The organism is Burkholderia sp. Bp8994 (genome assembly GCF_003853805.1).
GTDB lineage: Bacteria > Pseudomonadota > Gammaproteobacteria > Burkholderiales > Burkholderiaceae > Burkholderia.
Window position 1 is genome coordinate 133894 of record NZ_QTQH01000018.1, and the last position, 26234, is coordinate 160127.

Consider the following 26234-nt stretch of genomic DNA (forward strand, 5'->3'; position numbering starts at 1 on the left):
AACCGATTGTAACGCGCTCGCTACAATACACGCACGATCGTGAATCGAGTTTCAGACCCGTAGAACATGCCAGAGTTGCCAGAAGTCGAAGTCACGCGCCGGGGCATCGAGCCCTTTGTCGCGGGCCGCCGCGTCGAGCGTGTCGACGTCCGTACCGCGATGCTGCGCTGGCCCGTGCCGGCGGGGCTCGCCGAGCAGTTGCGCGCGCGCGAGGTGCTCGCCGTCGAGCGTCGCGGCAAGTATCTGCTGTTCGAGGTCGACGCAGGCTGGTTCATCGTCCATCTCGGGATGACGGGCACGCTGCGCGTGCTGCCCGCGGCCGGCGTGCCGGTGGCTGCGAAACACGACCACATCGACTGGATCTTCGACGAATTCGTGCTGCGGTTCCGCGATCCGCGCCGTTTCGGCGCCGTGCTGTGGCACCCGCGCGAAGCCGGCGACGTGCATGCGCATCCGCTGCTCGCGAGCCTCGGCGTCGAGCCGTTCTCGCCGGCGTTCACCGGCGCGCTGCTGCACGCACGCACGCGCGGCCGCACGGTGTCGGTCAAACAGGCGCTGCTCGCGGGCGACATGGTCGTCGGCGTCGGCAACATCTATGCGTCGGAGAGCCTGTTTCGCGCGGGCATCCGGCCGACGACCGCGGCCGGCAAGGTGTCGCTGCCGCGCTATGAGCGGCTGGCCGACGCGGTGCGCGCGACGCTCGCCGACGCGATCGAGCGCGGCGGCAGTACGCTGCGCGATTTCGTCGGCAGCAACGGCGAAAGCGGCTATTTCCAGCTCGACTGCTTCGTCTACGACCGTGCGGGGCTGCCTTGCCGCGTCTGCGGCACGCCGATCCGCCAGATCGTGCAGGGTCAGCGTTCGACTTATTACTGCCCGACCTGCCAGCGTTGAGCCCCGCGTTGCAACCTTTTTCCGAAGATTCGAACACTTGAAGCCGCCCCGCATCGCCCCCGCTCCGTTCCCCGTCACGCCGCTGCATCGCACGTTCGCCACGCGACTGATCGCCTGGCAGCGCGAGCACGGCCGCCACGACCTGCCGTGGCAGAACACCCGCGATCCCTACTGGATCTGGCTGTCGGAAATCATGCTGCAGCAGACGCAGGTCTCGACCGTCGTCCCGTATTACACGCGCTTTCTCGAGCGCTTTCCCGACGTCGCTGCGCTCGCGGCCGCGCCGTCCGACGACGTGATGGCGCTGTGGGCCGGGCTCGGCTACTACTCGCGCGCGCGCAATCTGCACCGCTGCGCGCAGGTCGTCGTCGCCGAGCATGGCGGCGTATTCCCGTCGACGCCGGAAGCGCTCGCCGAACTGCCCGGCATCGGCCGTTCGACGGCCGCGGCGATCGCGTCGTTCGCATACGGTGCACGCGCGACGATCCTCGACGGCAACGTGAAGCGCGTGCTGGCGCGCGTGTTCGGCGTCGAGGGCTTTCCGGGCGAGAAGCGCGTCGAGAACGACATGTGGGCGCTGGCCGAATCGCTGCTGCCGGATGCCGCGAACGCGGCCGACGTGAGTGCCTATACGCAGGGGCTGATGGATCTCGGCGCGACGCTGTGCGTGCGCGGCAAGCCGGATTGCGCGCGCTGCCCGTTCGCGGGCGACTGCGTCGCGCAATCCACGGGCCGCCAGCGCGAACTGCCGGCCGCGCGGCCGAAGAAGGCCGTACCGACGCGCAAGACCTGGATGCTCGTGCTGCGCGACGGCGACGCCGTGCTGCTCGAACGGCGTCCGCCGGCCGGCATCTGGGGCGGCCTGTGGTGCCTGCCGCAGGCGGACGGCGACGCGGCGCTCGCGGAACTCGCGCGTGGCTTCGGCGGCGGCGGCCCGGTGCCGCTCGCGCCGTTCACGCACACGTTCACGCATTTCCGGCTCGAGATCGAGCCGCGGCTGAGCGACATGACGAACGGCGGCCTTCCGCTTGCGCATGCACGGGATGCCGAGACGGCGTGGGTGCCGCTCGCCGGGCTCGATGCGTACGGCGTGCCGGCGCCCGTGCGCAAGCTGCTCGATGCGCTGAGCGGGTCGTTGCTGTAACGATGGGGAAAGGGCGCGGCGCGGGCCGTGCTTACGGAAGTGCCGCGCCGACGCGGTCGGCTCGCCCGTCAGGATGATCCGCCCGGCGACGCCGGTGCGACGCGGCTGGCCGGCCGCGCCTTACAGCCAGCCGTGCCGGTCGAGCACGTGGTGCACGGCGTCGATCCGCGCGCCGACATCCGGAAACTCCATCAGCTTCTGCCGTGCGCGCAGGTCGAGCGGCAGCAGTTCCGCGAGTCGGTTCGACACCCAGCTCGGGTCGTCGAGGCGGAACGGTTCGCCGAACGGCATCTTGTCCGGTTCGGACTTCTTCAGCGCTTCGATGATGCGCTCGAGCACCTCGGCGCACGAGCCGAATTGTGCGAGCGCCTGTTCGCCTTCGAGCGGGATGTCGTCGGGCAGCGGCTCCGCGATCCCGACCAGCAGCCCGTTGCTTTCGACGCGATACGACAGCAACTCGAATCGCTGCGTGCCGATCGCCTGCAGGTACAGCATCCCGAATTCGCCGGTGTCGCACTCGGTGATGCGCGCCATGCAGCCGATCGTCTCGGGCACCGACACGGCGCCGTCCTGCGCGACTTCGGGCCCGCTCTTCAGGAGGCACACGCCGAACGGCGCGTCGTCGCGCAGGCACGCGCGCGACATGTCGAGATAGCGCGCCTCGAATACCTTGAGCGGCAGCAAGCCACCGGGGAACAGCACCGTATGCAGCGGAAACAGCGGTAGGTCGATCAGGGTGGTCGATAGGGTGGACATGGCGCGCCGGCGAGAGGGCGGTGTCGCTAAGGTCGTTCGACCTCGGTGACGAGCCGCGACGACGCGTCGACATCCACCGGCGCGTCACGATGCCGCACGATCACGTTCGCATCGTGCGCGAGGCGCGCGGCGAGCGTTTCCGCGATGAACACCGAGCGATGCTGACCGCCCGTGCAGCCGATGGCGACGGTCAGGTAGCTGCGGTTGTCTTCACGAAAGTGCGGCAGCCATTTCATCAGGAACGCATGGATGTCGTCGATCATCTGGTGGACGATCGGCAGTGCGTCGAGAAAGGCGATGACCGGCTGGTCCAGCCCGGTGAGCGGGCGCAGCTCATGGTCGTAGTACGGGTTCGGCAGCGCGCGTACGTCGAACATCAGGTCGGCATCGAGCGGCACGCCGCGCTTGAAGCCGAATGACTCGAACATCACCATCAGGTCGTTGTTCTTCTGCTCGATGAAGCGCTTGACCCACGTGCGCAGCACGTTCGCGCGCAGCGTGCTCGTATCGATCTGGTGGCCGAATTCTGCGAGCGGCGCGACCAGCTCGCGTTCGCGCTCGATCGCTTCCTCGAGCGACGACAGCAGTCCGACGTTCGCGTCGTGCGACGGCGAGCCGGACAGCGGGTGGCGCCGGCGCGTTTCGGAGAAGCGCTGGATCAGCGCCTGCGTGCTTGCGTTGAGGAACAGCACGCGGACATCGTGCTCGAGCGACAGCGAGCGGATCAGGCCGGGCATTTCGTCCAGCGATGCGCTCGAACGCGCATCGATCGCGACCGCGAGCCGGTGCTGGCCGCCGTCGGCCAGGTAGCGGGCGAGTTCGGGGAGCACGTGCGGCGGCAGGTTGTCGACGCAGTAGTAGCCTGCGTCTTCGAGCGCGTTCAGCGCGACGGACTTGCCTGAGCCGGAGATGCCGGTGATGAGGACGATGCGCATGGGAAGCAGAGAATCCTGACGTTTCATCATAGCACCGGCTCGACGCGTCGGCGCTGCGAGGCCGGCGCCGGGCGGTTACACGAGCTTGCCGGGGAACTGGCTGTCGGGATCCTGCATCGCGAGTCGTTGCCGATCCATGAAATCGCGCAACGTGTCGATGCCGCGCAACTGCAGGATCGTGTTCCGCACGGCCGCCTCGACCAGCACCGCGAGGTTGCGGCCGGCCGCGACCTGGATCGTGACCTTGCTGATCGGCAGACCGAGCACGTCGACCGTCTGGCTTTCCAGCGGCAGCCGCTGGAATTCGCCGTCCGGGCGGCGCACGAGCTGGACGATCAGCTTCAGCTTCATTTTCCGGCGCACCGCGGTTTCGCCGAAGATCGTCTTGATGTCGAGCAGGCCGAGGCCGCGCACTTCGAGCAGGTTCTGCAGCAGCGGCGGGCAGCGGCCTTCGACGAAATCGGGGCCAAGTCGGACGAAGTCGACCGCGTCGTCGGCGACGAGGCCGTGGCCGCGGCTGATGAGTTCGAGGCCGAGTTCGCTCTTGCCGAGCCCGGAGTCGCCGGTGAGCAGCACGCCCATCCCGAGGATGTCGAGGAACACGCCGTGCAGTGTCGCGCGCGGCGCGAGGATGCGCGACATGTAGAGCCGCAGGCTGTCGATCACGGCGGCCGCCGACATCGGCGTCGTGAACAGCGGCGTGGACGAGCGCGTGCAGCGCAGCACGAGCTCGGGCGGCGCGGCGGCGCCGCCGGCGACGACGAGGAACGGCGGTTCGAGCGCGATCAGCTCGGCCATGTGGCGCGAACGGTCTTCGTCGGTCTGCCGCTGGTAGTAGTCGATTTCGGCTTCGCCGAGCACCTGGATCCGGTTCGGGTGGATCAGGTTCAGGTGGCCGACGAGGTCGGCGCTCGACGTCGCGTTGCCGACGGTGTCGGCCGAAAAACCGCGCTCCCAGCCTTCATGCCCCGTCAGCCAGCTCAGTTTCAGCGTGGCCGCGTTGTCGTCGAAGATGCTCTGGGCGTTGATGCTGGACGTATCCATGACTCTCGTCACTCCAATGAGCCGGTGCATGCGCGCGGCGACGGGCGTCGCCATGCCGGACCGGCGCCGGGCGGCCCTGGTCGGCGGCGTGTGCCGCCTCGTTCGGGAAAATAATCCGCCCGGATCAACTCAAGGTTGCCACTGAGTGAGCAGGCGATGCAACTCGGCGAGATCCGTTTCGTTGTGCAGACGCTCTCGCGCGTCGCGATCGGACAGCAGTTGCGCGATTTCCGACAGGATCTCGAGGTGCTGCTGGGTGGCTTGCTCGGGGACGAGCAGGAAAATCAGGAGACCGACCGGCTGGCCGTCGGGCGCTTCGAACGGGATCGCGTCGGCGAGCCGCACGAAGGCGGCGAGCGGATGCTTGAGCCCCTTGATGCGCCCGTGCGGAATCGCGACGCCTTCGCCGAGCCCGGTCGAGCCGAGGCGCTCGCGCGCGAACAGGTTGTCCGTGACGGTGCTGCGGGCGATGCCGTTCTGATTCTCGAACATCAGCCCGGCTTGTTCGAAGACGCGTTTCTTGCTGGTGACGGAGAGGTCGATGACGACGTTCTCTATGGGCAGGATTTTGGCTAGGCGATTCATGTTGGCAGGCGATTGGGCGGCCTGGGGTCTCCTTGCGGCGGCAGACTGATTTTCCATGTTCGGCGATATCAAGGCGTTCGGCATCGGAAACCTGCACGACAGCTACCGCACCCAACGCCCCCCGGCGATAACCGGAACATTATAGAGCACAGCCGCGTGCGTGGCGCGGCATGGACGGACCGGTCGCACCACTGCCGCGTGGACGCAAAAAAAACGCCCGGCGAACCGGGCGGCGTGTGTGTTGCGGTGAACGTTATTGCGGCGGCAGTTCGATCTGGTCGATCGACGGCTGCAGCTTGATCGGGTCGTGCGCATGGGTCTGCAGACGCTCCATGTGCTTGACGACCTGGCGATCCAGCTTGTCGATCAGCAGATCGATCGCAGCGTACAGGTTGCCGTTTGCGCTTTCGACGAAGATGTCCTTGCCCTTCAGATGCAGGTTGATTTCCGCGCGCTGCTGCTTGTCCTTTTCCTTGTGATTGTCGACCGAGAGGATCACAGTGCCATCGATCACCTGATCGCTATGCCGTAGCACCCGGTCCAGCTTGGTGATCACGTATTCGCGAATTGCAGGCGTGACTTCGAGATGATGTCCACTGATCTTCAGGTTCATAGTGCTTCTCCAAGCGAGTGACCACCCGGCCGCATCGAGGCGGCGCTCCGGTCGACTTGCCCCTGCCGCATGGCGCGGCAAATTCGCGGACAAGTCGCCCGGCCTGTTCCCCGAGTGCGCGGTGGCCGGAACACGCCTGCCGCCGGGCAGGCAGCAGGCTTAAAGAGACTTGCGCAGATTCACTGCCGGGATCTTGAGGGCTTCGCGGTACTTGGCAACCGTGCGGCGCGCAACCACGAATCCCTGTTCTGCCAGCAGCTCGGCAATGCGGCTGTCCGAAAGTGGCGATTTGGGGTCTTCAGCTCCTATCAGTTGCTTGATCAGGGCTCGGATGGCGGTCGACGATGCGGCGCCTCCGGTGTCGGTCGAAACGTGTGATCCGAAGAAGTACTTGAATTCCAGCGTCCCGAACGGGGTCAGCATGTACTTCCCGGTTGTCACACGGCTGACAGTCGACTCGTGTAGGCCCAGCGTATCAGCTATTTCCCGCAAAACCAAGGGGCGCATGGCAATTTCGCCATGCGCAAAGAAGTTCTTCTGACGTTCGACAATAGCCTGCGCGACACGCAGGATCGTGTCGAATCGCTGCTGGATGTTCTTGATCAGCCAGCGTGCTTCCTGGAGCTGTTGTTTCAACGATCCGGCCGACGGGTCGCCGCGGCTGTTGCGCAGGATGTTCGCGTACAGGTTGTTGATCCGCAGGCGCGGCATCACTTCCGGATTGAGTTCCGCGAGCCAGCCCTGGCCGGCCTTCTTCACGATGATGTCGGGCACGACGTAGTCGGCCTCGGCCTTGCCGTAGGCAGCGCCGGGGAACGGCTCCAGCGAGCGGATCAGCGCGTGCGCGTCGCGTAGCGCGTCGTCGCTCGCCTTCAGCTGCTTGCGCAGCCGCGTGAAGTCGCGCGCGGCGAGCAGTTCGAGGTGCTGCGACACGATCTCCAGCGCGAGCGTGCGGGTGGGGGACGGATCGAGGCGCAGCAACTGCAGCTTCAGGCATTCGGACGCCGAGCGGGCCCCGACCCCGGCAGGATCGAAACTGTGCAGCAGCGCGAGCGCCGCATTCAGTTCGTCGCAGTCGATTTCCAGTTCGGGCGGCAGGTCGGCGAGCACTTCGTCGAGCGTGGCGGTCAGGTAGCCGTCGTCGTCGAGCGATTCGATCAGGAACATCACGAGCGCGCGGTCGCGCGGCCCGGCCTGCGTGACGCGCAATTGCGCGGACAGGTGGTCGCGCAGCGACGTCGCGGCTTCCTGCACCTGCAGCGGCGGGAGATCGTCATCGTCCGAGGCGCCGCTCGAGCGGCCGAACTCGTCGAGATTCCACTGCGGGCCGTCGCCGGCGTCGCCCGATGCGTATCCGTCGTATTCGTCGGCGCCGGCCGGCTCGTCGCGCTCGGCGCGTTCGCTCGACTGGCTGCTGCCGTTCGTGATGCCCGGTTCGGTGTTCTGTCCGGGCGGCGTCTGCGCGATCAGCGATCCGTCCGCCGCGACGCGCAGCGGGCTCGCGATCCATTCGTCGTCGTTCTCGAGCAGCGGATTCTGCGCGACGGCCATCGCGACTTCCTGCTGCAGTTCGAGCGTCGACAGCTGCAGGAGCCGGATCGACTGCTGCAGTTGCGGTGTCAGCGCCAGGTGTTGCGACAGGCGGAGTTGAAGGCTGGCTTTCATGGCAGAGAGGGAGTCATACCGGCAGTTTGCCACGACCCAGGCGCCTTGAGCCATCCGCGATTACGCGCGGCGCGGCGCCCGGCCGCGGCGGGGCCGCAGGACACGCGGGCGCGCCCCGCGCGGCGATGCCGGGCGGGGGCGGCCAGCCACGGGGGATTTACATGCGGAAGTGTTCGCCGAGGTACACGCGGCGCACGCTTTCGTTTTCGATGATTTCGCTCGGCGCGCCGGCGGCGAGCACCGAACCGTCGCTGATGATGTAAGCGTGGTCGCAGATGCCGAGCGTTTCGCGGACGTTGTGATCGGTAATCAACACGCCGATGTTGCGCTGCTTCAGGAACTTGACGATCTTCTGGATCTCGAGCACCGCGATCGGGTCGACGCCGGCGAACGGCTCGTCGAGCAGGATGAAGTTCGGATTGGTCGCGAGCGCGCGCGCGATCTCGACGCGACGGCGTTCGCCGCCCGACAGCGACAGCGCCGGGTTCTCGCGCAGGTGGCCGATCTGCAGTTCGTCGAGCAGCGCCTCGGTGCGCGACGCGATCGCGTCCTTCGACAGCCGCTTGCCGTCTTCGCCGTGCTGCAGCTCGAGCACCGCGCGGATGTTTTCCTCGACGGTCAGCTTGCGGAACACCGACGCTTCCTGCGGCAGGTACGACAGGCCGAGCGACGCGCGCTTGTGGATCGGCAGCAGGCCGATCGAGCTGCCGTTCAGCGAGATTTCGCCCGCATCCGTCGGCACGAGGCCGACGATCATGTAGAACGACGTCGTCTTGCCGGCGCCGTTCGGGCCGAGCAGGCCGACGACCTCGCCGCTCTTCACGTCGAGCGACACGTCCTTGACGACGGTGCGCGAGCCGTAGCGTTTCTTCAGGTTGCGCACGACGAGCGAGCTCGTCGTGCCGGCCGGCTGGCGGTTCGGAAGCGCGTTCATTGGGCCGGCGCTCCCTGGATCGTGGTCGACGGCGACAGCTTCGCCGGCGCGCCGTTCAGCTGCCCGGGGCCGCCGTTCTTCGGCGACAGCATCGCGCGCACGCGGCCGTTCGGGTTGCCCGGCGCCGCGACGTCCTTGCCGCCCTTCGCGGTGTAGAAGTCGCGCTGGCCGTCGTACGTGATCACGCTGCCGTGCACGGTGTCGGCGATCGTCGACGTGCCCTGCAGGCGGCGCACGGTCGCGGCGGTCGTCAGCGTCGTCAGGTCCTGCTTGCCGTCGTAGTCGATGCGCTCGGCGTCGCCGTCGATGTATTCGTCGAGGCCTTCGCGCTTCTGGCGGAACGTCGCGTGCTTCTTGCCGCTGCCGAACGACGTCGCGTACTGATAGCCTTCCGGATCCTGGCGCACTTCGACGCGGTCGCCCTTGATGATGATCGTGCCCTTCGTGATCACGACGTTGCCGGTCGCGACCGTCACCTGCTTCAGGTCGTCATAGGTCAGGTTGTCCGCCTCGACGTTGATCGGCTTGTTCTGGTCGGCCTTCTCGGCATGGGCGAGCGGCGCCAGCCCGACGAGCGGGAGCGCCACGAGCGTCGCGGCGAGCGCGGCGCGGACGGCGCGCGCAGCGCCGCCGGAATTCTGTCGAGGGAACGGTTCGTTCATGCAGTCACGTGAGGGATGCGTCACCTGGATTGACCTTTCGAGCCGCCGGACGTGTCCGCCGCGGCGATCGTGCCGCGCACGTTGCCGTAAAGCTCGATGACCCGGGTGACGTTGTTGTACTTCATGCCGTCGGTCGCGTTGACGAGCGACAGGCCGCGCTGAAGTTTAACCGGCTTTTCGGTCTGGATCACATCGTCATTGACGAAGATCCGGAAATGCTGGGAATCGGCCTGCATCTGCGGATCGCCGCCGCCGGCCACGCGCAGGATGCGCGCATCGTCGTACAAGTCGACGATCGACACGTCGCCGTTGACGGTGCCGCGCTTCGCGGTGGTCGTCACGACCGGCTTGCCGGGCTGGAACGCGCGCATGGCCGGATCGGTCAGGTCGCTGTTGTCGGTGTCTTCGTAATGGATCAGCTTCGCGGCCGTCAGCCGGTATTGCGTCGAGCCGGACTGGTCGAGCTCGGTGACGGAAAAGTTGTCCGCGAAATAATCGGGCGTGTGGCGCTTCGGCCGCACGGCGCCCTCGCCGGGCGGCGGCAGCGTCGCCTGCAGCAGCCACCACGTGATGCCCGCGAGCGCGGCGACCGCGACGAGCGGCAGCAGCTGGGTCCAGCGGAAATGCGTGTTCATCCGTCAGGCTCCACAGGCAGCCGCAAGCAGCGCGTCGTAGCGGCGCTGCGCGCGCAGGATCGCGTCGCAGACCTCGCGCACCGCGCCGTGGCCCCCGCGGGCCTCGGCCACCCAGTGCGCACGCGCGATCACCTCGGGGTGCGCGTTGGCCGGTGCCGTCGCGAAGCCGCAGCGCAGCATCACCGGCAGGTCGGGCCAGTCGTCGCCCATGTAGCCGCAGGCGTCGGCGGTGATGCCGAGCGATGCGATCAGGTCGGCGAACACGGCGAGCTTGTTCTCGACGCCCTGGAACAGGTGCGCGATCTTCATTTCCTTCGCGCGTGCCGCGACGATTTCCGAGCGGCGGCCGGTGATGATCGCGGTTGCGATGCCGGCTTCGCCGAGCAGCTTCACGCCGTGGCCATCGAGCGAATTGAATGACTTCATCGCGTCGCCGGCCGCGGTAAATAGCAGCCCGCCGTCGGTCAGCACGCCGTCGACGTCGAAAATCATCAGCTTCACGCGGCTCGCGCGTTCGGCCGCAGTCAGCGCTGCGCTCATCAGATCACCTTCTTCGAAAACAGGTCGTGCATGTTCAGCGCGCCGATCAGCGCGCCGTCGGCATCGACCACCAGCATCTGGTTGATCCGGTGGCGCTCCATCAGTTCCACGGCCTCGACCGCGAGATGGTCGGGGCCGATCGTGCGCGGCTCGCGCGTCATCACGTCGACGATCGGCAGCGTGCGGAAATCGCCGTCGCGCGCGAGCACACGGCGCAGGTCGCCGTCGGTGAAGATGCCGGCCACGCGGCCGTCGGGCTCGACCACGGCGGTCATGCCCAGCCGCTTCGCGGTGATCCGGAACAGGGCGTCCGACAGCGTCGCGTCGAGCCCGACGCGCGGCACGTCGTCGCCCGAGCGCATCACGTCGCGCACGTGGGTGAGCAGGCGCCGGCCGAGCGCGCCGCCCGGATGCGAGCGCGCGAAATCCTCGGAACCGAAGCCGCGCGCGTCGAGCACCGCGACGGCGAGCGCGTCGCCGAGCGCGAGCGCGGCGGTCGTGCTCGCGGTGGGGGCGAGGTTCAGCGGGCAGGCTTCCTTCGACACCGCGGCGTTCAGGTTCACGTCGGCGAGCGTGCCGAGGCTCGATTCCGCGCGGCCCGTGATCGCGATCAGCTTCGCGCCGATCCGCTTCACGAGCGGCAAGATCGCGACGAGTTCTTCCGATTCGCCGGAATAGGAGATGCCGATGAAGACGTCGTCCGACGTGACCATGCCGAGGTCGCCGTGGCTGGCCTCGGCCGGGTGGACGAAGAAGGCCGGCGTGCCGGTGCTGGCGAGCGTGGCCGCGATCTTGCGGGCGATATGCCCCGATTTGCCGATGCCGGATACCACGACGCGGCCGCGGCAGCCGAGCAGCAGCGCGACGGCCTGAACGAAGTCGCCGTCGAGCTGGTCGCGCAGCGCGCGCACGGCGTCCGCCTCGATGTCAAGCACGTCGCGGGCGAGCGCGAGCGCCCGATCATCATTGATTTTCGCTATCATGCGCGGAGTATAGCAAAGGCGTTTGTTCGCCGCGCCGCGCCTTCGGACTCGTCCGATGCCGCTTGCCTACCGCCACCACCTGCGCCCGCCTTGCCGTGGCCCCGACGAACGAGGACGCTTCGCCCGTGATTTCCCCGCTCGAAATGACCCTGCTGCTGCTGCTGGCCTCGGTAGTGGGCGTCGTCGTATTTCGCTCGCTGAACCTGCCGCCGATGCTCGGCTACCTGACCGTCGGCATCCTGGTCGGCCCGCACGCGTTCGGCATTGCCGCGGACCTCGAACGGGCCGAGCATCTCGCGGAATTCGGCGTAGTGTTCCTGATGTTCTCGATCGGCCTCGAATTCTCGCTCGCGAAGCTGCGGGCGATGCAGCGGCTCGTGTTCGGGCTCGGGCTGCTGCAGGTGGTCGCGACCCTCGCGCTCGCGGTTGTGCTCGGCGCGCTGTTCGAGCGCTGGGTGCACATCACGTGGCAGGGCAGCGTCGCGCTCGGCGGCGCGCTCGCGATGTCGTCGACGGCGATCGTGTCGAAGATGCTCGCCGAGCGGCTCGAGATCGAGACCGCGCACGGCCGCAACATCTTCGGCGTGCTGCTGTTCCAGGATCTCGCGGTGGTGCCGCTGCTGATCGTGATCGCCGCGTTCGGCGCCGAGTCGTCGAAGGATCTCGCGCTCACGCTCGGGTTCGCGGCCGTCAAGATCGTGATCGCGCTCGCGCTGCTGCTGATCGTCGGCCAGCGTTTCATGACGCGCTGGCTCAACGTCGTCGCGCGGCGCCGCTCGCAGGAACTGTTCGTGCTGAACCTGCTGCTCGTCACGCTCGGCGCCGCGTTCATCACCGACCGCTTCGGCCTGTCGCTCGCGCTCGGCGCGTTCATCGCGGGGATGCTGATCTCCGAGACGCCGTTCCGGCATCAGGTGGAAGAGGACATCAAGCCGTTCCGCGACGTGCTGCTCGGCCTGTTCTTCGTGACGACCGGGATGCTGCTCGATCCGCGCGTGATCTGGGAGCATCCGTTGCTGGTGCTCGGCTTCTTCGTCGGACAGATCCTGTTCAAGGCGACGATGATCGCGGGGCTCGCGCGGCTGTTCGGCGCGACGCCGGGCGTCGCGATGCGCACCGGCATCGGCCTCGCGCAGGCCGGCGAATTCGGCTTCGTGCTGCTGAACCTGATCCTCGACCGGCATCTCGTCGATTCGACGCTGCTGCAGGCGATCCTCGCGTCGATGCTGCTGTCGATGCTCGCCGCGCCGTTCCTGATCCAGAACGCCGACCGGATCGTGATGCGGCTGTCGTCGACGGAATGGATGCAGCAGTCGCTGCAGATGACGCGGATCGCGACGCAAAGCCTCAAGCAGCGCGGCCACGTGATCATCTGCGGCTACGGCCGCGCGGGGCAGAACCTGGCGCGCATGCTCGAGCAGGAAGGCATTTCGTATGTCGCGCTCGACCTCGACCCCGATCGCGTGAGCGCGGCCGCGACGGCCGGCGAATCGGTCGTGTTCGGCGACGCGGCGCGCCGCGAGTCGCTGCTCGCGGCCGGTATCCATCGCGCGGCGGCCGTCGCGATCACGTATGCGAACACGCCGTCGGCGCTGCGCGTGCTGCACCACGTGCACGAGCTCGAGCCGACGCTGCCGGCGATCGTGCGCACGGTCGACGATGCCGATCTCGAGAAGCTGCTCGCGGCCGGCGCGACCGAGGTGATTCCGGAGATCGTCGAGGGCAGCCTGATGCTCGCGTCGCACACGCTGGTGCTGGTCGGCGTGCCGATGCGCAAGGTCGTGCGGCGCGTCGAGGAGATGCGCGACGAGCGCTACAGCCTGCTGCGCGGCTATTTCCGCGGCGCCGACGACACGGACGACGACGATCACGAGCAGGTGCGGCTACAATCGGTGCCGGTCGACGCGCGCGCGGATGCGGTCGGGCGCTCGCTGGAGGAGCTCGGGCTGTATGCGCTCGGGCTGGAAGTCACGGCGATCCGCCGGCACGGCATCCGCGGCGTCGAACCCGACCCGCAGACCAAGCTGCGCGCGAGCGACATCGTCGTGCTGCGCGGGCTGCCCGAAGCGCTCGCGCTCGCGGAGGAACGGCTGTCGCGGCATCGGCGCGAGCCGCCGGCCGCGCTCGCCTGAGTCGCGCTTCGATAACCTGACCCGTATTTATTCGAAACGGTGCCCGATCTTCGCGCACCGTTTTTTTCGGAGAGTTTCATGCCGCATTCGTCGCCGGGCGCACCGCTCGATCCGGTCGCCTTCATCCACAGCCAGATCCGCACCGTGCCCGACTGGCCGCAGCCGGGCGTGCAGTTCCGCGACATCACGACGCTGCTGCAGAGCCCGAAGGCGCTGCGCATCCTCGTCGACCTGTTCGTCGAACGCTATGTCGATGCGAAGCTCGACTACGTCGCGGGGCTCGACGCGCGCGGCTTCATCATCGCGCCGATCGTCGCGTACGAGCTGAGCGTCGGCTTCGTGCCGATCCGCAAGCTCGGCAAGCTGCCGTACAAGACGCGCTCGGAATCGTACGACCTCGAATACGGCAGCGCGACCGTCGAGATCCACGAAGACGCGTGCCGCCCCGGCGACCGCGTGATCATCATGGACGACCTGATCGCGACCGGCGGCACGATGATGGCGGGGCGCAACCTGCTGCAGCGGCTCGGTGCGGTCGTCGTCGAAGGCGCGGCGATCATCGACCTGCCCGATCTCGGCGGCTCGACGCTGCTGCGCAACGCGGGGCTGCCCGTCTATACCGTCACCGAATTCGCCGGCCACTGAACCACCGGAGCCGGCCCACGCCGCGAGGTCACGATGCCCAACTTCATGCTGTTTCTCGCCACGTCGATCGCGATCACGTTCGCGCCGGGTCCCGACAACCTGCAGGTGCTCGCGCGCGGCATCTCGCAGGGCCGCGCGGCCGGCTTCGTCGCCGCGCTCGGCTTCACGGCCGGAATCCTGTTCCATACGACGCTCGCGGCGCTCGGCGTCGCGGCGGTGCTGCGCTCGTCGCCGGTCGCGTTCCAGACGCTGAAGCTCGCAGGCGCCGCGTACCTCGTGTGGATCGGCATCAAGGCGCTGCGCAGCCAGGGCCTCGCGAACGCGCACGAGCGCCCGCCGCAGCCGCTTGGCGCGATCTTCCGGCAGAGCGTGATCGGCAACCTGATGAACCCGAAGGTCACGTTGTTCTTCGTCGTGTTCCTGCCGCAGTTCGTCGATCCGCACGGCGTGCAGGGCGTGACGCTGCAGATGTTCGAGCTCGGCGCGCTGTTCATGCTGCAGACGGCCGCGATCTTCTCGCTGTTCGGCGTCGGCGCGGGGGCGATCGGCACATGGCTGAAGCGCCGCCCGAAGGCCGGTGTGTGGCTGGACCGGATCGCCGGCGCGACCTTCATCGCGATCGGCATCCGCGTCGCGCTGAAGGACTGAGCCCGATGACGTTTCCGTGCATTGCGGCCGCGCGCCGCTTCGATCCGGCCGCGCACCTGCGTTTCGAGATCGCCGGCGTGGCCGTGGGCTGGGTGCGCCGCCAGGACGTCGCGAAGCTCGCGCGCTGGCCCGACGTGTTCGAGCTGACGGACGCGCGCGTCGTGCTGTCGGCGCGCTATGACACGGTCGACGCGCGCAGCATGGCGCTCGCGAGCGCGATCGGCGCGCTGGCGGCCGAAGGCGCGATTCCCGGCTGGCGCGACGAGATCTATGCGATCCGCAACCGCTTCGACGATCCGCCGCTCGCGTACATCGAGCGCGCCGCGTCGCGCTTCTTCGGCACGCAGACTTATGCGGTGCACCTGAACGGCATCGTAGAATATGAGGCTGCGCCGGGTTCGGCGGCCGCGCCGCAGATGTGGCTCGGCCGCCGCAGCGCGACCAAGGCCACCGACCCCGGCATGCTCGACAACGTCGTCGCGGGCGGCATCGGCTGGGGCCTGGGCGTTCACGAGACGCTCACGAAGGAATGCTGGGAAGAGGCCGGCATGCCGGCCGAACTGGCGGCGCGTGCGATCGCGGGCCGCGCGGTGCAGGTACTGTGTTCGCTGCCGGAAGGCACGCAGTCCGAACTGATCTTCGTGTACGACCTGCCGCTGCCGCGCGACTTCGCGCCGCACAACCAGGACGGCGAAGTGGCCGAGCACCTGCTGGCCGGCGTGCCCGAGGTGATCGGCTGGCTGCGCGAAGGCCGCGCGACGATGGATGCGAGCCTCGCGATGCTCGACACGCTGCTGCGCCACCGCTGGCTCGCGGCGGCCGACGCGGCGGGCATCGACGCGCTGTTCGCGCCGGCCGCCTGACGCGCCACTGACGCGCCACCTGCCTGCCCGGGCTTGGGCCCCAGGGTAAGGCCGGACGAACGGCCTATTTGACGAATACCGAAACGAAGGGAGTAGCGGTCATGTCGACCGATCACAGCTTTATCTTGAAACTGTCGTGCCCCGACCGGCATGGCATCGTCCACGCGGTCTCGGGCTTCCTGTTCGAGCGTGCCAACAACATCCTCGATTCGGCGCAGTTCGGCGACAGCCGCACCGGCGAGTTCTTCATGCGCGTGCACTTCGTGCAGGACGGCGAGGGCGCGGATGCCGCGTCGGCGCTCGACACGCTTCGCAAGGAATTCGCGCCGCTCGCCGAGCAGTTCGGGATGCGCTGGGAAATGCACGACGCGGCCGTGAAGCCGCGCGTCGTGATCATGGTGTCGAAGATCGGCCACTGCCTGAACGACCTGCTGTTCCGCTACCGCACCGGCCAGCTGCCGATCGAGATTCCGGCGATCGTGTCGAACCACAAGGAGTTCTACCAGCTCGCCGCGAGCTACAACATCCCGTTCCATCATTTCCCGCTCGTCGGCGGTTCGTCCGATGCGGCGAAGGCCGCGCAGGAAGCGCGGGTGCTGGAAGTGATCGACGAACACCAGGCCGATCTCGTCGTGCTCGCGCGCTACATGCAGATCCTGTCGCCGAACATGTGCCAGCAGCTCGCCGGCCGCGCGATCAACATCCACCATTCGTTCCTGCCGAGCTTCAAGGGCGCGAAGCCGTACTACCAGGCGTTCGACCGCGGCGTGAAGCTGATCGGCGCGACCGCGCACTACGTGACGACCGACCTCGACGAAGGCCCGATCATCGAGCAGGAAGTCGAGCGCGTCGACCACAGCATGACGCCCGACCAGCTCACCGCGATCGGCCGCGACGTCGAGTGCGTGACGCTCGCGCGTGCGGTGAAGTGGCACGTCGAGCACCGGATCGTGCTGAACGGGACGAAGACCGTCGTGTTCCGCTGATCGGCTGATCGGTGATGCGCGCCGGCCGGCCTGCGCAGGCCGTCGGTTGCCGCAAACAAGAACGCCGCGCCCTTGACGGGGAGCGGCGTTTTTTTATCGCGTGATGCGCGGGGATCGGGTTGCGTCGGGTACGGCGCGTCAGATCAGCCGCAGCATGTACAGCTCGCGCTTCATGTACGCATAGAAGATCGGCGCGGCGATCACGCCCGGCAGCCCGAACGCGGCTTCCATGATCAGCATCGCGAGCAGCAGCTCCCACGCGCGCGACTCGATCTGGCCGCCGATGATCTTCGCGTTCAGGAAGTACTCGAGCTTGTGGATCACGACGAGGAACGCGAGCGACGCGATCGCGGTGCCCATGCTGACCGACAGCGACACCGCGACGATCAGCGTGTTCGAGATCAGGTTGCCGATCACCGGCAGCAGGCCGACGATGAACGTGACGAGCACCAGTGTTTTCGACAGCGGCAGCCGCTGGTGGAAGATCGGCAGCGCGACGAGCAGGTAGATGCCGGTAAAGGTCGCGTTGATCGCCGAGATCTTGATCTGCGCGAACACGATCCGGCGGAACGATTCGGCGAAGCGCGACACGCGCGTGACGAGCGCGGTCGACAGCGGCCGACGCACCTTGCCGTGCTCGACGCCGATCGCGATCATCGCGCCGATGATCATCCCGAACACCACGTGGCCGAAGCCGCGCGCGACGCTCTTGCCGCCTTGCTGGAGCTGGTCCATGTGCGAGTGCATCAGCAGCGCCGCCTTGGTCTTCATCTGTTCGACGTCGACCGGCAGCAGGTTCGCGATCCAGGCCGGCGTGCGGGCGCGCGTCTGCTCGACGATCTGCATCAGCTGGCCAAGGAGACTCTGCAGGTTCGGCACCGTGTGCTCGAAGTGGTCGATGATGCCGATCGTCAGGCCCGTGAGCCCGCCGACGATCGCGATCGACAGCAGCACGACGGCGACCCAGCGCGCGCGCATGCTCGTGGTGTGGCGTTCGATCACCGGGGCGATCGTATGGATCAGCTGATAGACCAGCATGCCGGCCAGCAGCCCGCCCAGCAGCTTGAGTTCGATGACGAGCACCATCGCGACGAGGGCGAACAGGTAGCTGCCGATCTCGATCGCCGACAGCTTCGGCAGGCTGAAGTCGCTCGTCAGCCGCACGCTGCGCAGGTGCGGCTCGCGGTTCTGCGCGTCGCGCGACTCTTGTTGCTTCTCCATCATGGATTCCTGTCGTTCGTGTGCCGTGCCGCGCGGTGGGCGACACGGCGGCGATCGCCCGGCGCCGCACCGGATTGGTGCGGATGGCGAACCTTACGACCGTAAAGTATAGCTTCCATTATGGTCTGCCACGGGGCTGTTTGGCTCGTGGTGTAAACGCAGAGGGGAAAACCGCAGAAGGGAAAACGAGGAGGCCGGCGCCGCCCCGCTGCCGGGCGCGCGCGGCCGGGCAGCCGCGCGCGGGAACGGAAAGTGTCAGCCGGCCGCCGCCTTGCGGGCCGGGCGCTTGAGCAGCGGCGCGAGGTACTTGCCGGTGAAGCTCGCCTTGGTCTTCGCGACCTGCTCGGGCGTGCCCTGCGCGATGATCTGGCCGCCGCCGGCCCCGCCTTCGGGGCCGAGGTCGATCACCCAGTCGGCCGTCTTGATCACATCGAGGTTGTGCTCGATGATCACGACCGTATTGCCCTGGTCGCGCAGCCGGTGGATCACCTCGAGCAGCAGCGCGATGTCGTGGAAGTGCAGGCCGGTGGTCGGCTCGTCGAGGATGTACAGCGTGCGGCCCGTGTCGCGCTTCGACAGTTCCAGCGACAGCTTCACGCGCTGCGCCTCGCCGCCCGACAGCGTCGTGGCCGACTGGCCGAGGCGGATGTAGCCGAGGCCGACGTCGAGCAGCGTCTTCAGCTTGCGGGCGATCACCGGCACCGCGCTGAAGAACTCGTACGCGTGCTCCACCGTCATGTCGAGCACTTCGCTGATGTTCTTGCCCTTGTACTGCACTTCGAGCGTTTCGCGGTTGTAGCGCTTGCCGTGGCACACGTCGCACGGCACGTAGACGTCCGGCAGGAAGTGCATCTCGACCTTCAGCACGCCGTCGCCCTGGCACGACTCGCAGCGGCCGCCCTTCACGTTGAACGAGAAGCGGCCCGGATCGTAGCCGCGCTCCTTCGCGGTCGGCACGCCCGAGAACAACTCGCGGATCGGCGTGAACAGGCCCGTGTAGGTGGCCGGGTTCGAGCGCGGCGTGCGGCCGATCGGCGACTGGTCGACGTTGATCACCTTGTCGAAGTGCTCGAGGCCCTCGATCGCCTCGTGCGGCGCCGGCTCGGCCGACGAGCCGTACAGGTGGCGCGCGACCGCGTGATACAGCGTGTCGTTGATCAGCGTCGACTTGCCGGAGCCCGACACGCCGGTGATGCAGGTCAGCAGGCCAACCGGCAGTTCGAGATCGACGTGCTTCAGGTTGTTGCCGTGCGCGTCGACGATGCGCAGCATCCGCTCGGGATCGGGCGCGAGCCGCTCGTCCGGGTATTCGATCGTGCGCTTGCCGACCAGATACTGGCCCGTCAGCGACTGCGGGTTCGACTGCACCTGCTTCGGCGTGCCTTCAGCCACGATCACGCCGCCGTGCTCGCCGGCGCCCGGGCCCATGTCGACGACGTAGTCGGCCGTGCGGATCATGTCCTCGTCGTGCTCGACGACGATCACCGAGTTGCCGAGGTCGCGCAGGTGCTTGAGCGTCGCGATCAGGCGGTCGTTGTCGCGCTGGTGCAGGCCGATCGACGGCTCGTCGAGCACGTACATCACGCCGGTCAGGCCCGAGCCGATCTGCGATGCGAGCCGGATCCGCTGCGCCTCGCCGCCGGACAGCGTTTCAGCGCTGCGCTCGAGCGACAGGTAGTCGAGGCCGACGTTGTTCAGGAAGGTCAGGCGCGCGACGATTTCCTTGATCACCTTGTCGGCGATCTCGCGCTTCGCGCCGTCGAGCGACAGGCCGTCGAAATAGCCGAGCGCGTCGCGCAGCGGCCAGCCGCTGATTTCATAGATGCCGCGCGCGTAGTCGCCGGTGCCGACCCGCACGTGGCGCGCCTCGCGGCGCAGCCGCGTGCCGTCGCACGACGGGCACGGCTGGTTGTTCTGGTATTTCGCGAGCTCTTCGCGCACCGCGACCGAATCGGTCTCGCGGTAGCGGCGCTCGAGGTTCGGGATGATCCCTTCGAACACGTGCTCGCGGATCGTCGTGCGGCCACGCTCGTTGATGTACGAGAACGGGATCGTCTGCTTGCCCGAGCCGAACAGCAGCACCTTGCGGATCTTTTCCGGCAGGTCCTCGAACGCGGCGTCGATGTCGAATTCGTAGAACGCCGCGAGGCTCTGCAGCATCTGGAAGTAGAACTGGTTGCGGCGATCCCAGCCCTTCACGGCGCCCGCGGCGAGCGACAGCGACGGGTGCGCGACGACCCGCTTCGGGTCGAAGAACGTGATCTGGCCGAGGCCGTCGCATTCCGGGCACGCGCCCATCGGGTTGTTGAACGAGAACAGGCGCGGCTCGAGCTCCTGCAGCGAGTACGAGCAGATCGGGCACGCGAACTTCGAGCTGAACAGGTGTTCGTGGTCGGTATCCATCTCCAGCGCGATCGCGCGGCCGTCGGCGAGGCGCAGCGCGGTCTCGAACGATTCCGCGAGGCGCTGCTTCATGTCCGGCCGCACCTTGAGACGATCGACGACGACGTCGATCGTGTGCTTGTCGTTCTTCTTGAGCTTCGGCAGCGACTCGACCTCGTAGATCTTCGCGACGCCTTCGTTCGCGGTGCCGCCGCCCGAGCGCACGCGAAAGCGCACGAAGCCCTGCGCCTGCATGTCCTCGAACAGCTCGGCGTGCTCGCCCTTGCGGTTCGCGACGACCGGCGCGAGGATCATCAGCTTGGTTTCCTCGGGCAGCGCGAGCGCCGCGTCGACCATCTGCGACACGCTCTGCGCCTCGAGCGGGATGTCGTGGTCGGGGCAGTACGGCGTGCCGACCCGTGCGAACAAAAGTCGCAGGTAGTCGTGGATTTCGGTGACCGTGCCGACGGTCGAACGCGGGTTGTGGGACGTCGCCTTCTGCTCGATCGAGATCGCGGGCGACAGGCCCTCGATCAGGTCGACGTCGGGTTTCTCCATCAGCTGCAGGAACTGGCGGGCGTACGCGGACAGGCTCTCGACGTAGCGGCGCTGGCCTTCGGCATAAAGGGTGTCGAACGCGAGCGACGACTTGCCCGACCCGGACAACCCGGTAATCACGATCAGCTTGTGGCGCGGCAGGTCGAGATTGACGTTTTTCAGGTTGTGGGTGCGTGCCCCACGGATACGGATCTGTTCCATGAACCTGGCGAAAATGGAGGGAACCAAACCTGCTACTATAACGGCTTTTCGAGGCCGTCGTTGGGGGCCCCCAGCCTTTGCAGCAGCTGGCAGCAAGGCGGTGTCCACGCCGGGAAGGCGGCCGCGCCGCACGGCGCGAGGCGGCCCGCAGGCTGCCTGCCCGACGTCCCGGAAAGCGGCCCCGGAAAGCGCGCCTGCCAGGCCTGCCGGGCCGGTGGCCCTGATCTTCCGCCGCCCGCCGCCGGGCGGACATTCCGATCATTCGAAATTCATTCCCGATGTCCAATCCGTCCGCCACGTCTTCCCGCATGAGTGCGCCCGAACTGCGCGCGACCACGTCGCTCGCGGCGATCTTCGCGCTGCGCATGCTCGGCCTGTTCATGATCATGCCGGTGTTCTCGGTCTACGCGAAAACCATCCCGGGCGGCGACAACGTGCTGCTCGTCGGCATCGCGCTCGGGGCGTACGGCGTCACGCAGTCGCTGCTGTACATCTTCTACGGGTGGGCGTCGGACAAGTTCGGCCGCAAGCCCGTGATCGCCACCGGCCTGCTGATCTTCGCGCTCGGCAGCTTCGTCGCCGCGTTCGCGCACGACATCACGTGGATCATCGTCGGCCGCGTGATCCAGGGGATGGGCGCCGTGTCGTCCGCGGTGCTCGCGTTCATCGCCGACCTGACCTCCGAGCAGAACCGCACGAAGGCGATGGCGATGGTCGGCGGCTCGATCGGCGTGTCGTTCGCGGTCGCGATCGTCGGCGCGCCGATCGTGTTCCACTGGGTCGGGATGAGCGGGCTGTTCGCGATCGTCGGCGTGCTGTCGATCCTCGCGATCGGGGTCGTCGTGTGGATCGTGCCCGACGCGGCGAAGCCCGTGCACGTGCCGGCGCCGTTCGGCGAGGTGCTGCACAACGGCGAGCTGCTGCGCCTGAACTTCGGCGTGCTCGTGCTGCACGCGACGCAGACGGCGCTGTTCCTCGTCGTGCCGCGCCTCTTGGTCGACGGCGGGCTGCCGGTCGCCGCGCACTGGAAGGTCTACCTGCCGGTGATGGGGCTCGCGTTCGTGATGATGGTCCCGGCGATCATCGTCGCGGAAAAACGGGGCAAGATGAAGCCGGTGCTGCTCGGCGGCATTCTGGCTATCCTGATCGGCCAATTGTTGCTCGGCAGCGCTCCGCATACCATCCTGATTGTGGCGGCGATCCTGTTCGTGTACTTCCTGGGTTTCAACATCCTGGAAGCGTCGCAGCCGTCGCTCGTGTCGAAGCTCGCGCCCGGTTCGCGCAAGGGCGCGGCCACGGGCGTCTACAACACCACGCAATCGATCGGGCTCGCGCTCGGCGGCATCGTGGGCGGCTGGCTGCTGAAGCACGGCGGCGCGAACACCGTCTTCTACGCGTGCTCGGGGCTCGTGGCGGCGTGGCTTATAATCGCGGCCAGCATGAAAGCGCCGCCGCGCAAGGCCTGAACCTTCTTTTCGGGCAGGCACCGGCGGCGCTCGCCGGCTTGCCCGGCGGGCCGCTCCGACGACATTCGCGGGCGGCCCGGCATCGAATTTACTGGAGAAACACATGGCATCCGTCAACAAGGTCATCCTCGTCGGCAATCTCGGCGCCGATCCTGAAGTCCGTTACCTGCCGAGCGGCGACGCGGTTGCGAACATCCGTCTCGCGACGACCGATCGCTACAAGGACAAGGCAAGCGGCGATTTCAAGGAAATGACCGAGTGGCACCGCGTCGCGTTCTTCGGCCGTCTCGCCGAAATCGTCAGCGAGTACCTGAAGAAGGGTTCGTCGGTCTATATCGAAGGCCGCATCCGCACGCGCAAGTGGCAGGGCCAGGACGGCCAGGATCGCTACTCGACCGAAATCGTCGCCGACCAGATGCAGATGCTCGGCGGCCGCGGCGGTTCGGGCGGCGGCGGTGGCGGCGGTGACGAAGGCGGTTACGGCGGCGGCTACGGTGGTGGTGGCGGCGGCCGCGGCGGCGAACAGATGGAACGCGGCGGCGGCGGTCGTGCCGGCGGCGCGCCGCGCGGCGGTGCAGGCGGCGGCCAGAGCCGTCCGAGCGCGCCGGCAGGCGGCGGCTTCGACGAGATGGACGACGATATTCCGTTCTAAGCGGAACGCCGGTTCCCGATGTAAAGAGGGGCCCGAATCTCCACGCTGAATCACTGGTTCAGCCTGGATCTTCGGGTCCTTTTTTCGTTTACGCGTTTTTTGGGCTTTGGGCGGAACGTGCCCGATCGGGCGTGAGGAGCGTCGTGGTGGCGTCGTGCAAGGCGGGGAGAAGCCGCTGGCGCCGGCCGCGTCGGATGGGCGAGACTTGAGAATGGACTCCCCCGTCAGCGGACGTTCGTCGTCGCGGGCGCGATGGCCCTGACGTCTGTTGTGCTTACGTGGCGAGCATGCCGACCGCAAACTTCAACCGACGCAACCGCGCCGGTGAGCAGGTTTCCTGAAGCCTGCAACGGCGCATTCCCGACATGGGGGCCGTGGCATTCACGCCCGAGTCGCCTGCTTCGGACGGTGCGGACCATGACAAGAGCGGCGCCGTGGCCGCCGCAGAACAGAACCGCTTACGCTTCCGTGACGATCGCGACCAGATTGCTGACGCGCTCGACGGATTTTCCACCCTTCGGCCAGCGGACCAGCGCGTCGCTACCGTTGATCGACAGGATCACGCCATCGCTGCGGTCCACGGCACCCGTGAACGTGACACGGTTTACTTTTGCCGACGGCGAAAACGAAGCCGCGCTGCGGCCCGGCAGCAGATCCATCAGGAACGAAAATACGGGGTACACGACTGCTCCTTCGCAAGCTTGAACTACGGGTTTTCCCTAGTTTAACAGTTCGGATGTTGCGTCGCAACATTAGCCCTTGTGCCCGTTCCTCGTGCGCGCGTCTTCCGTCGTGATTTCCAGTCGTTCGTCGCGCCGCTCAGCAAATCTCCCGGGCGGTTCGTGTATCTGATCGATGTCACGCGGCCGCCACGATTGACCGGCTAAGCTCGATTTTTCGACGTTTCGATCGAAGGAGACACAATGCGGCGGGTCGTATTCAACCAGAAGGGCGGGGTGGGCAAGTCGACGATCGTCTGCAACCTGGCGGCGATCAGCGCGAGCGAAGGGCTGCGCACGCTCGTCATCGACCTCGACGCGCAGGCGAATTCCACGCACTACCTGCTCGGCGACCGGGCCACCGACGCGCATCCCGGCGTCGCCGAATTCTTCGAGACCGCGCTGACCTTCAACTTCCGGCCGGTCGACGTCGCATCGTTCATCCATCCGACGCCGTTCGACGGGCTCGACGTGATGCCCGCGCATCCGGACCTCGACACGCTGCACGGCAAGCTCGAGTCGCGCTACAAGATCTACAAGCTGCGCGACGCGCTCAACGAGCTCGACACCTACGATGCCGTCTACATCGACACGCCGCCCGCACTGAACTTCTACACGCGCTCGGCGCTGATCGCGGTCGAGCGCTGCCTGATTCCGTTCGATTGCGACGACTTCTCGCGCCGCGCGCTGTACACGCTGCTCGAGAACGTGAAGGAAATCCAGCAGGACCACAACGCGGCGCTCGAGGTCGAAGGGATCGTCATCAACCAGTTCCAGCCGCGCGCGAGCCTGCCGCAGCGGCTGGTCGACGAACTCGTCGAGGAAGGGCTGCCGGTGCTGGCGTCGCGGCTCTCGGCATCGGTGAAGATCCGCGAATCGCATCAGCAGTCGACGCCGGTGATCCATCTCGAGCCGGCACACAAGCTCGCGCAGGAGTTTCGCGCGCTGCATCGCGAACTGGTCGGGTGAGAGTGTCGGCGCTGGCCCGGCTCGGCGGTTTATATACGATCATTGAATTCGTCATTAATAATCCCGGTAACGATTTCAAAATAAATCTGGAAAAACGATTACAGGGGAATCTGCCCTATTTTCCAATGCGCACCTGTTTTTCAAATAACCGGAATAATGACGGGGTAAATGTTACGGACGTCGCGGTGCGCCATGCCGTAAAAAAGTAAAAATCATTTCGGGACAAGGCGTTGCGACGTGGCCCCATTGTGTGCGGGCGCAGATGCGAGGAGATCAACCCGATCGATAAGGGTTTTTACCTACCATTAATGCCATTTAATTGACAATTAATCCATCTAGAATGGCAATCTTCAACTCCCCGCAGTCAATCGTGCCTGCGGGTTGTGAATAAGGAAGCGGACCTCGATCTGGCTTCCATTTTTTTCGTTCGTCTCTCGCATTGCTAACAGGAGCGTGCCCGATGTCCGTATTTGCCCCCGAAAAATTCGCCGCCGATTATCAGTCCGGAATTGCCGCCTGGTTCGCGATTGCGCGTCCGGCAATCAATGGTTTCGAGGCCGTCGTCGAACTCAACCTGCAAGCGGCCAAGACGGCGCTCGACGAATACGAGGACAAGCTGAAGAACGCGTTCAACGCGAGCAACCCGGCTGCGGGCTTCGCGCAGCAAGTCGCCGCACCGCAGGAAGCTGCCGGCAAGGCCGTCGCGTACGGTCGCCATCTGTTCGACATCGCGGTGTCGACGCAGGCCGAGTGGGCGAAGGTCGCGCAGGCGCAATACGAGCAGACCGACAAGCGCGTGAAGGAGGTGGTCGGCGAGCTGACGAAGCATGCGCCGGCCGGTTCGGGCGCGGTGGTCGCCGCGCTGAATTCGGCGCTGTCCGCGGCGACTGCCGCGGCAGACTCCGTGCGCGCAGCGACGGGGCAGGCAATCGAAGCCGCACAAAGCGGTTTCGACGCGGTCAGCGAAACGGCGACGCGCGGTGCCAAGCAGACGGCGGCTGCCGCACGCAAGGAAGCCGCTTCGCGCGAATCGGCTGCATGAGCGCGTGTCGCGCGCAGGCGCGACACCATTGATCGAACGGCGCCGGCGGGCGCCGGCCGCCGCGTGTGCCGCGTGGTGGCCGGCGGCGTCCGGCTCGCCGCAACGTGTCCGGGCCCGGCTGGAGCGGGCGAATGGGCGGCGCGCATGAAAGCGCGAGCCCTGAGCCGCATCGCGGGTCGTATGGCGCTCAAGCGCCGACGTCGGCCGCCGTGCCGCCCGGCCCCGGCACGCGATACAGCATGCAACACGGATCGACCCACTGATTTCGATGCAGGAACAAAACATGACGGACGTAGTGATCGTATCGGCCGCGCGGACCGCGGTCGGCAAATTCGGCGGCTCGCTCGCGAAGATCGCGGC

Annotated in this window: 25 protein-coding genes; 11 read left to right on the top strand and 14 right to left on the bottom strand. The window is 67.0% G+C overall.

Annotated features, from left to right (window positions below):
• Positions 1 to 66 precede the first annotated feature (66 nt).
• Complete coding sequence (mutM, locus tag DIE04_RS20860; RefSeq protein WP_044847468.1) at positions 67 to 894, top strand: bifunctional DNA-formamidopyrimidine glycosylase/DNA-(apurinic or apyrimidinic site) lyase; 828 nt, start codon at positions 67 to 69, stop codon at positions 892 to 894.
• Between the two features lie 37 nt (positions 895 to 931).
• Positions 932 to 2038 carry an A/G-specific adenine glycosylase gene (gene mutY, locus DIE04_RS20865; protein WP_124486507.1) on the top strand — a complete coding sequence of 369 codons (1107 nt, stop codon included), beginning with the start codon at positions 932 to 934 and terminating at the stop codon, positions 2036 to 2038.
• Positions 2039 to 2158: 120 nt separating this feature from the next.
• Here the strand turns inward: mutY and DIE04_RS20870 are convergent, their stop codons facing one another.
• From DIE04_RS20870 to kdsD, 11 genes are all read right to left on the bottom strand, one after another.
• Complete coding sequence (locus DIE04_RS20870; RefSeq protein WP_124486506.1) at positions 2159 to 2794, bottom strand: LON peptidase substrate-binding domain-containing protein; 636 nt, start codon at positions 2792 to 2794, stop codon at positions 2159 to 2161.
• A 26-nt stretch (positions 2795 to 2820) separates the two neighbouring features.
• On the bottom strand, positions 2821 to 3729 hold the full coding sequence (rapZ, locus tag DIE04_RS20875; RefSeq protein WP_124520748.1) for an RNase adapter RapZ: 909 nt from the start codon (positions 3727 to 3729) through the stop codon (positions 2821 to 2823).
• A 75-nt stretch (positions 3730 to 3804) separates the two neighbouring features.
• Entirely contained in the window at positions 3805 to 4773 is a 969-nt protein-coding gene (gene hprK, locus DIE04_RS20880; RefSeq protein WP_006483133.1) for an HPr(Ser) kinase/phosphatase, read from the bottom strand.
• Between the two features lie 129 nt (positions 4774 to 4902).
• The gene (locus DIE04_RS20885) at positions 4903 to 5442 is read right to left on the bottom strand and encodes a PTS sugar transporter subunit IIA (RefSeq protein WP_044847464.1); all 540 of its coding nucleotides are present in this window, start codon (positions 5440 to 5442) and stop codon (positions 4903 to 4905) included.
• A 169-nt stretch (positions 5443 to 5611) separates the two neighbouring features.
• Positions 5612 to 5971 carry a ribosome hibernation-promoting factor, HPF/YfiA family gene (gene hpf / locus DIE04_RS20890; RefSeq protein WP_006477786.1) on the bottom strand — a complete coding sequence of 120 codons (360 nt, stop codon included), beginning with the start codon at positions 5969 to 5971 and terminating at the stop codon, positions 5612 to 5614.
• Positions 5972 to 6130: 159 nt separating this feature from the next.
• A complete protein-coding gene (locus DIE04_RS20895) occupies positions 6131 to 7636 on the bottom strand; it encodes an RNA polymerase factor sigma-54 (RefSeq protein ID WP_044847463.1) in 1506 nt (501 codons plus the stop codon).
• Positions 7637 to 7793: 157 nt separating this feature from the next.
• Positions 7794 to 8570: an LPS export ABC transporter ATP-binding protein gene (gene lptB, locus DIE04_RS20900; protein WP_124486505.1), complete on the bottom strand. Its 777-nt coding sequence runs from the start codon at positions 8568 to 8570 to the stop codon at positions 7794 to 7796.
• Positions 8567 to 9232 (bottom strand): lipopolysaccharide transport periplasmic protein LptA, encoded by a 666-nt coding sequence (gene lptA / locus DIE04_RS20905; protein WP_044847461.1) that lies wholly within the window; start codon positions 9230 to 9232, stop codon positions 8567 to 8569. Before lptA ends, lptB begins: the two co-directional genes overlap by 4 nt.
• A gap of 20 nt (positions 9233 to 9252) precedes the next feature.
• A complete protein-coding gene (lptC, locus tag DIE04_RS20910; RefSeq protein ID WP_044847460.1) occupies positions 9253 to 9867 on the bottom strand; it encodes an LPS export ABC transporter periplasmic protein LptC in 615 nt (204 codons plus the stop codon).
• Between the two features lie 3 nt (positions 9868 to 9870).
• Positions 9871 to 10407: an HAD family hydrolase gene (locus DIE04_RS20915; protein WP_044847459.1), complete on the bottom strand. Its 537-nt coding sequence runs from the start codon at positions 10405 to 10407 to the stop codon at positions 9871 to 9873.
• Positions 10407 to 11390 (bottom strand): arabinose 5-phosphate isomerase KdsD, encoded by a 984-nt coding sequence (gene kdsD / locus DIE04_RS20920; protein WP_124520750.1) that lies wholly within the window; start codon positions 11388 to 11390, stop codon positions 10407 to 10409. Before kdsD ends, DIE04_RS20915 begins: the two co-directional genes overlap by 1 nt.
• 125 nt (positions 11391 to 11515) lie before the next feature.
• Between kdsD and DIE04_RS20925 the strand changes: the two genes are divergently transcribed.
• From DIE04_RS20925 to purU, 5 genes are all read left to right on the top strand, one after another.
• Entirely contained in the window at positions 11516 to 13522 is a 2007-nt protein-coding gene (locus DIE04_RS20925) for a monovalent cation:proton antiporter family protein (RefSeq protein ID WP_124520752.1), read from the top strand.
• 78 nt (positions 13523 to 13600) lie between these two features.
• Positions 13601 to 14167 carry an adenine phosphoribosyltransferase gene (locus DIE04_RS20930; RefSeq protein ID WP_124486502.1) on the top strand — a complete coding sequence of 189 codons (567 nt, stop codon included), beginning with the start codon at positions 13601 to 13603 and terminating at the stop codon, positions 14165 to 14167.
• A 33-nt stretch (positions 14168 to 14200) separates the two neighbouring features.
• The gene (locus DIE04_RS20935; RefSeq protein WP_044847456.1) at positions 14201 to 14815 is read left to right on the top strand and encodes a LysE family translocator; all 615 of its coding nucleotides are present in this window, start codon (positions 14201 to 14203) and stop codon (positions 14813 to 14815) included.
• Positions 14816 to 14820: 5 nt separating this feature from the next.
• Positions 14821 to 15678: an NUDIX hydrolase family protein gene (locus DIE04_RS20940; RefSeq protein ID WP_124520754.1), complete on the top strand. Its 858-nt coding sequence runs from the start codon at positions 14821 to 14823 to the stop codon at positions 15676 to 15678.
• A gap of 101 nt (positions 15679 to 15779) precedes the next feature.
• Positions 15780 to 16664 carry a formyltetrahydrofolate deformylase gene (purU, locus tag DIE04_RS20945; RefSeq protein WP_124520756.1) on the top strand — a complete coding sequence of 295 codons (885 nt, stop codon included), beginning with the start codon at positions 15780 to 15782 and terminating at the stop codon, positions 16662 to 16664.
• A gap of 138 nt (positions 16665 to 16802) precedes the next feature.
• On the opposite strand, the gene DIE04_RS20950 is transcribed toward purU, so the two are convergent.
• The gene (locus tag DIE04_RS20950) at positions 16803 to 17885 is read right to left on the bottom strand and encodes an AI-2E family transporter (protein WP_044847453.1); all 1083 of its coding nucleotides are present in this window, start codon (positions 17883 to 17885) and stop codon (positions 16803 to 16805) included.
• A 255-nt stretch (positions 17886 to 18140) separates the two neighbouring features.
• The gene (uvrA, locus tag DIE04_RS20955) at positions 18141 to 21026 is read right to left on the bottom strand and encodes an excinuclease ABC subunit UvrA (protein WP_044847452.1); all 2886 of its coding nucleotides are present in this window, start codon (positions 21024 to 21026) and stop codon (positions 18141 to 18143) included.
• 278 nt (positions 21027 to 21304) lie between these two features.
• On the opposite strand from uvrA, the gene DIE04_RS20965 reads away from it, so the two are divergent.
• Positions 21305 to 22492 carry an MFS transporter gene (locus DIE04_RS20965; RefSeq protein WP_044847451.1) on the top strand — a complete coding sequence of 396 codons (1188 nt, stop codon included), beginning with the start codon at positions 21305 to 21307 and terminating at the stop codon, positions 22490 to 22492.
• A gap of 103 nt (positions 22493 to 22595) precedes the next feature.
• Positions 22596 to 23144, top strand: a complete 549-nt coding sequence (locus DIE04_RS20970; RefSeq protein ID WP_124486498.1) for a single-stranded DNA-binding protein — start codon at positions 22596 to 22598, stop codon at positions 23142 to 23144.
• Positions 23145 to 23602: 458 nt separating this feature from the next.
• Here the strand turns inward: DIE04_RS20970 and DIE04_RS20975 are convergent, their stop codons facing one another.
• The gene (locus DIE04_RS20975) at positions 23603 to 23803 is read right to left on the bottom strand and encodes a hypothetical protein (protein WP_235879267.1); all 201 of its coding nucleotides are present in this window, start codon (positions 23801 to 23803) and stop codon (positions 23603 to 23605) included.
• Positions 23804 to 24067: 264 nt separating this feature from the next.
• Between DIE04_RS20975 and DIE04_RS20980 the strand changes: the two genes are divergently transcribed.
• Entirely contained in the window at positions 24068 to 24832 is a 765-nt protein-coding gene (locus tag DIE04_RS20980; RefSeq protein ID WP_044847448.1) for a ParA family protein, read from the top strand.
• 460 nt (positions 24833 to 25292) lie between these two features.
• On the top strand, positions 25293 to 25874 hold the full coding sequence (gene phaP, locus DIE04_RS20985) for a TIGR01841 family phasin (RefSeq protein ID WP_124486497.1): 582 nt from the start codon (positions 25293 to 25295) through the stop codon (positions 25872 to 25874).
• Positions 25875 to 26234 lie beyond the last annotated feature (360 nt).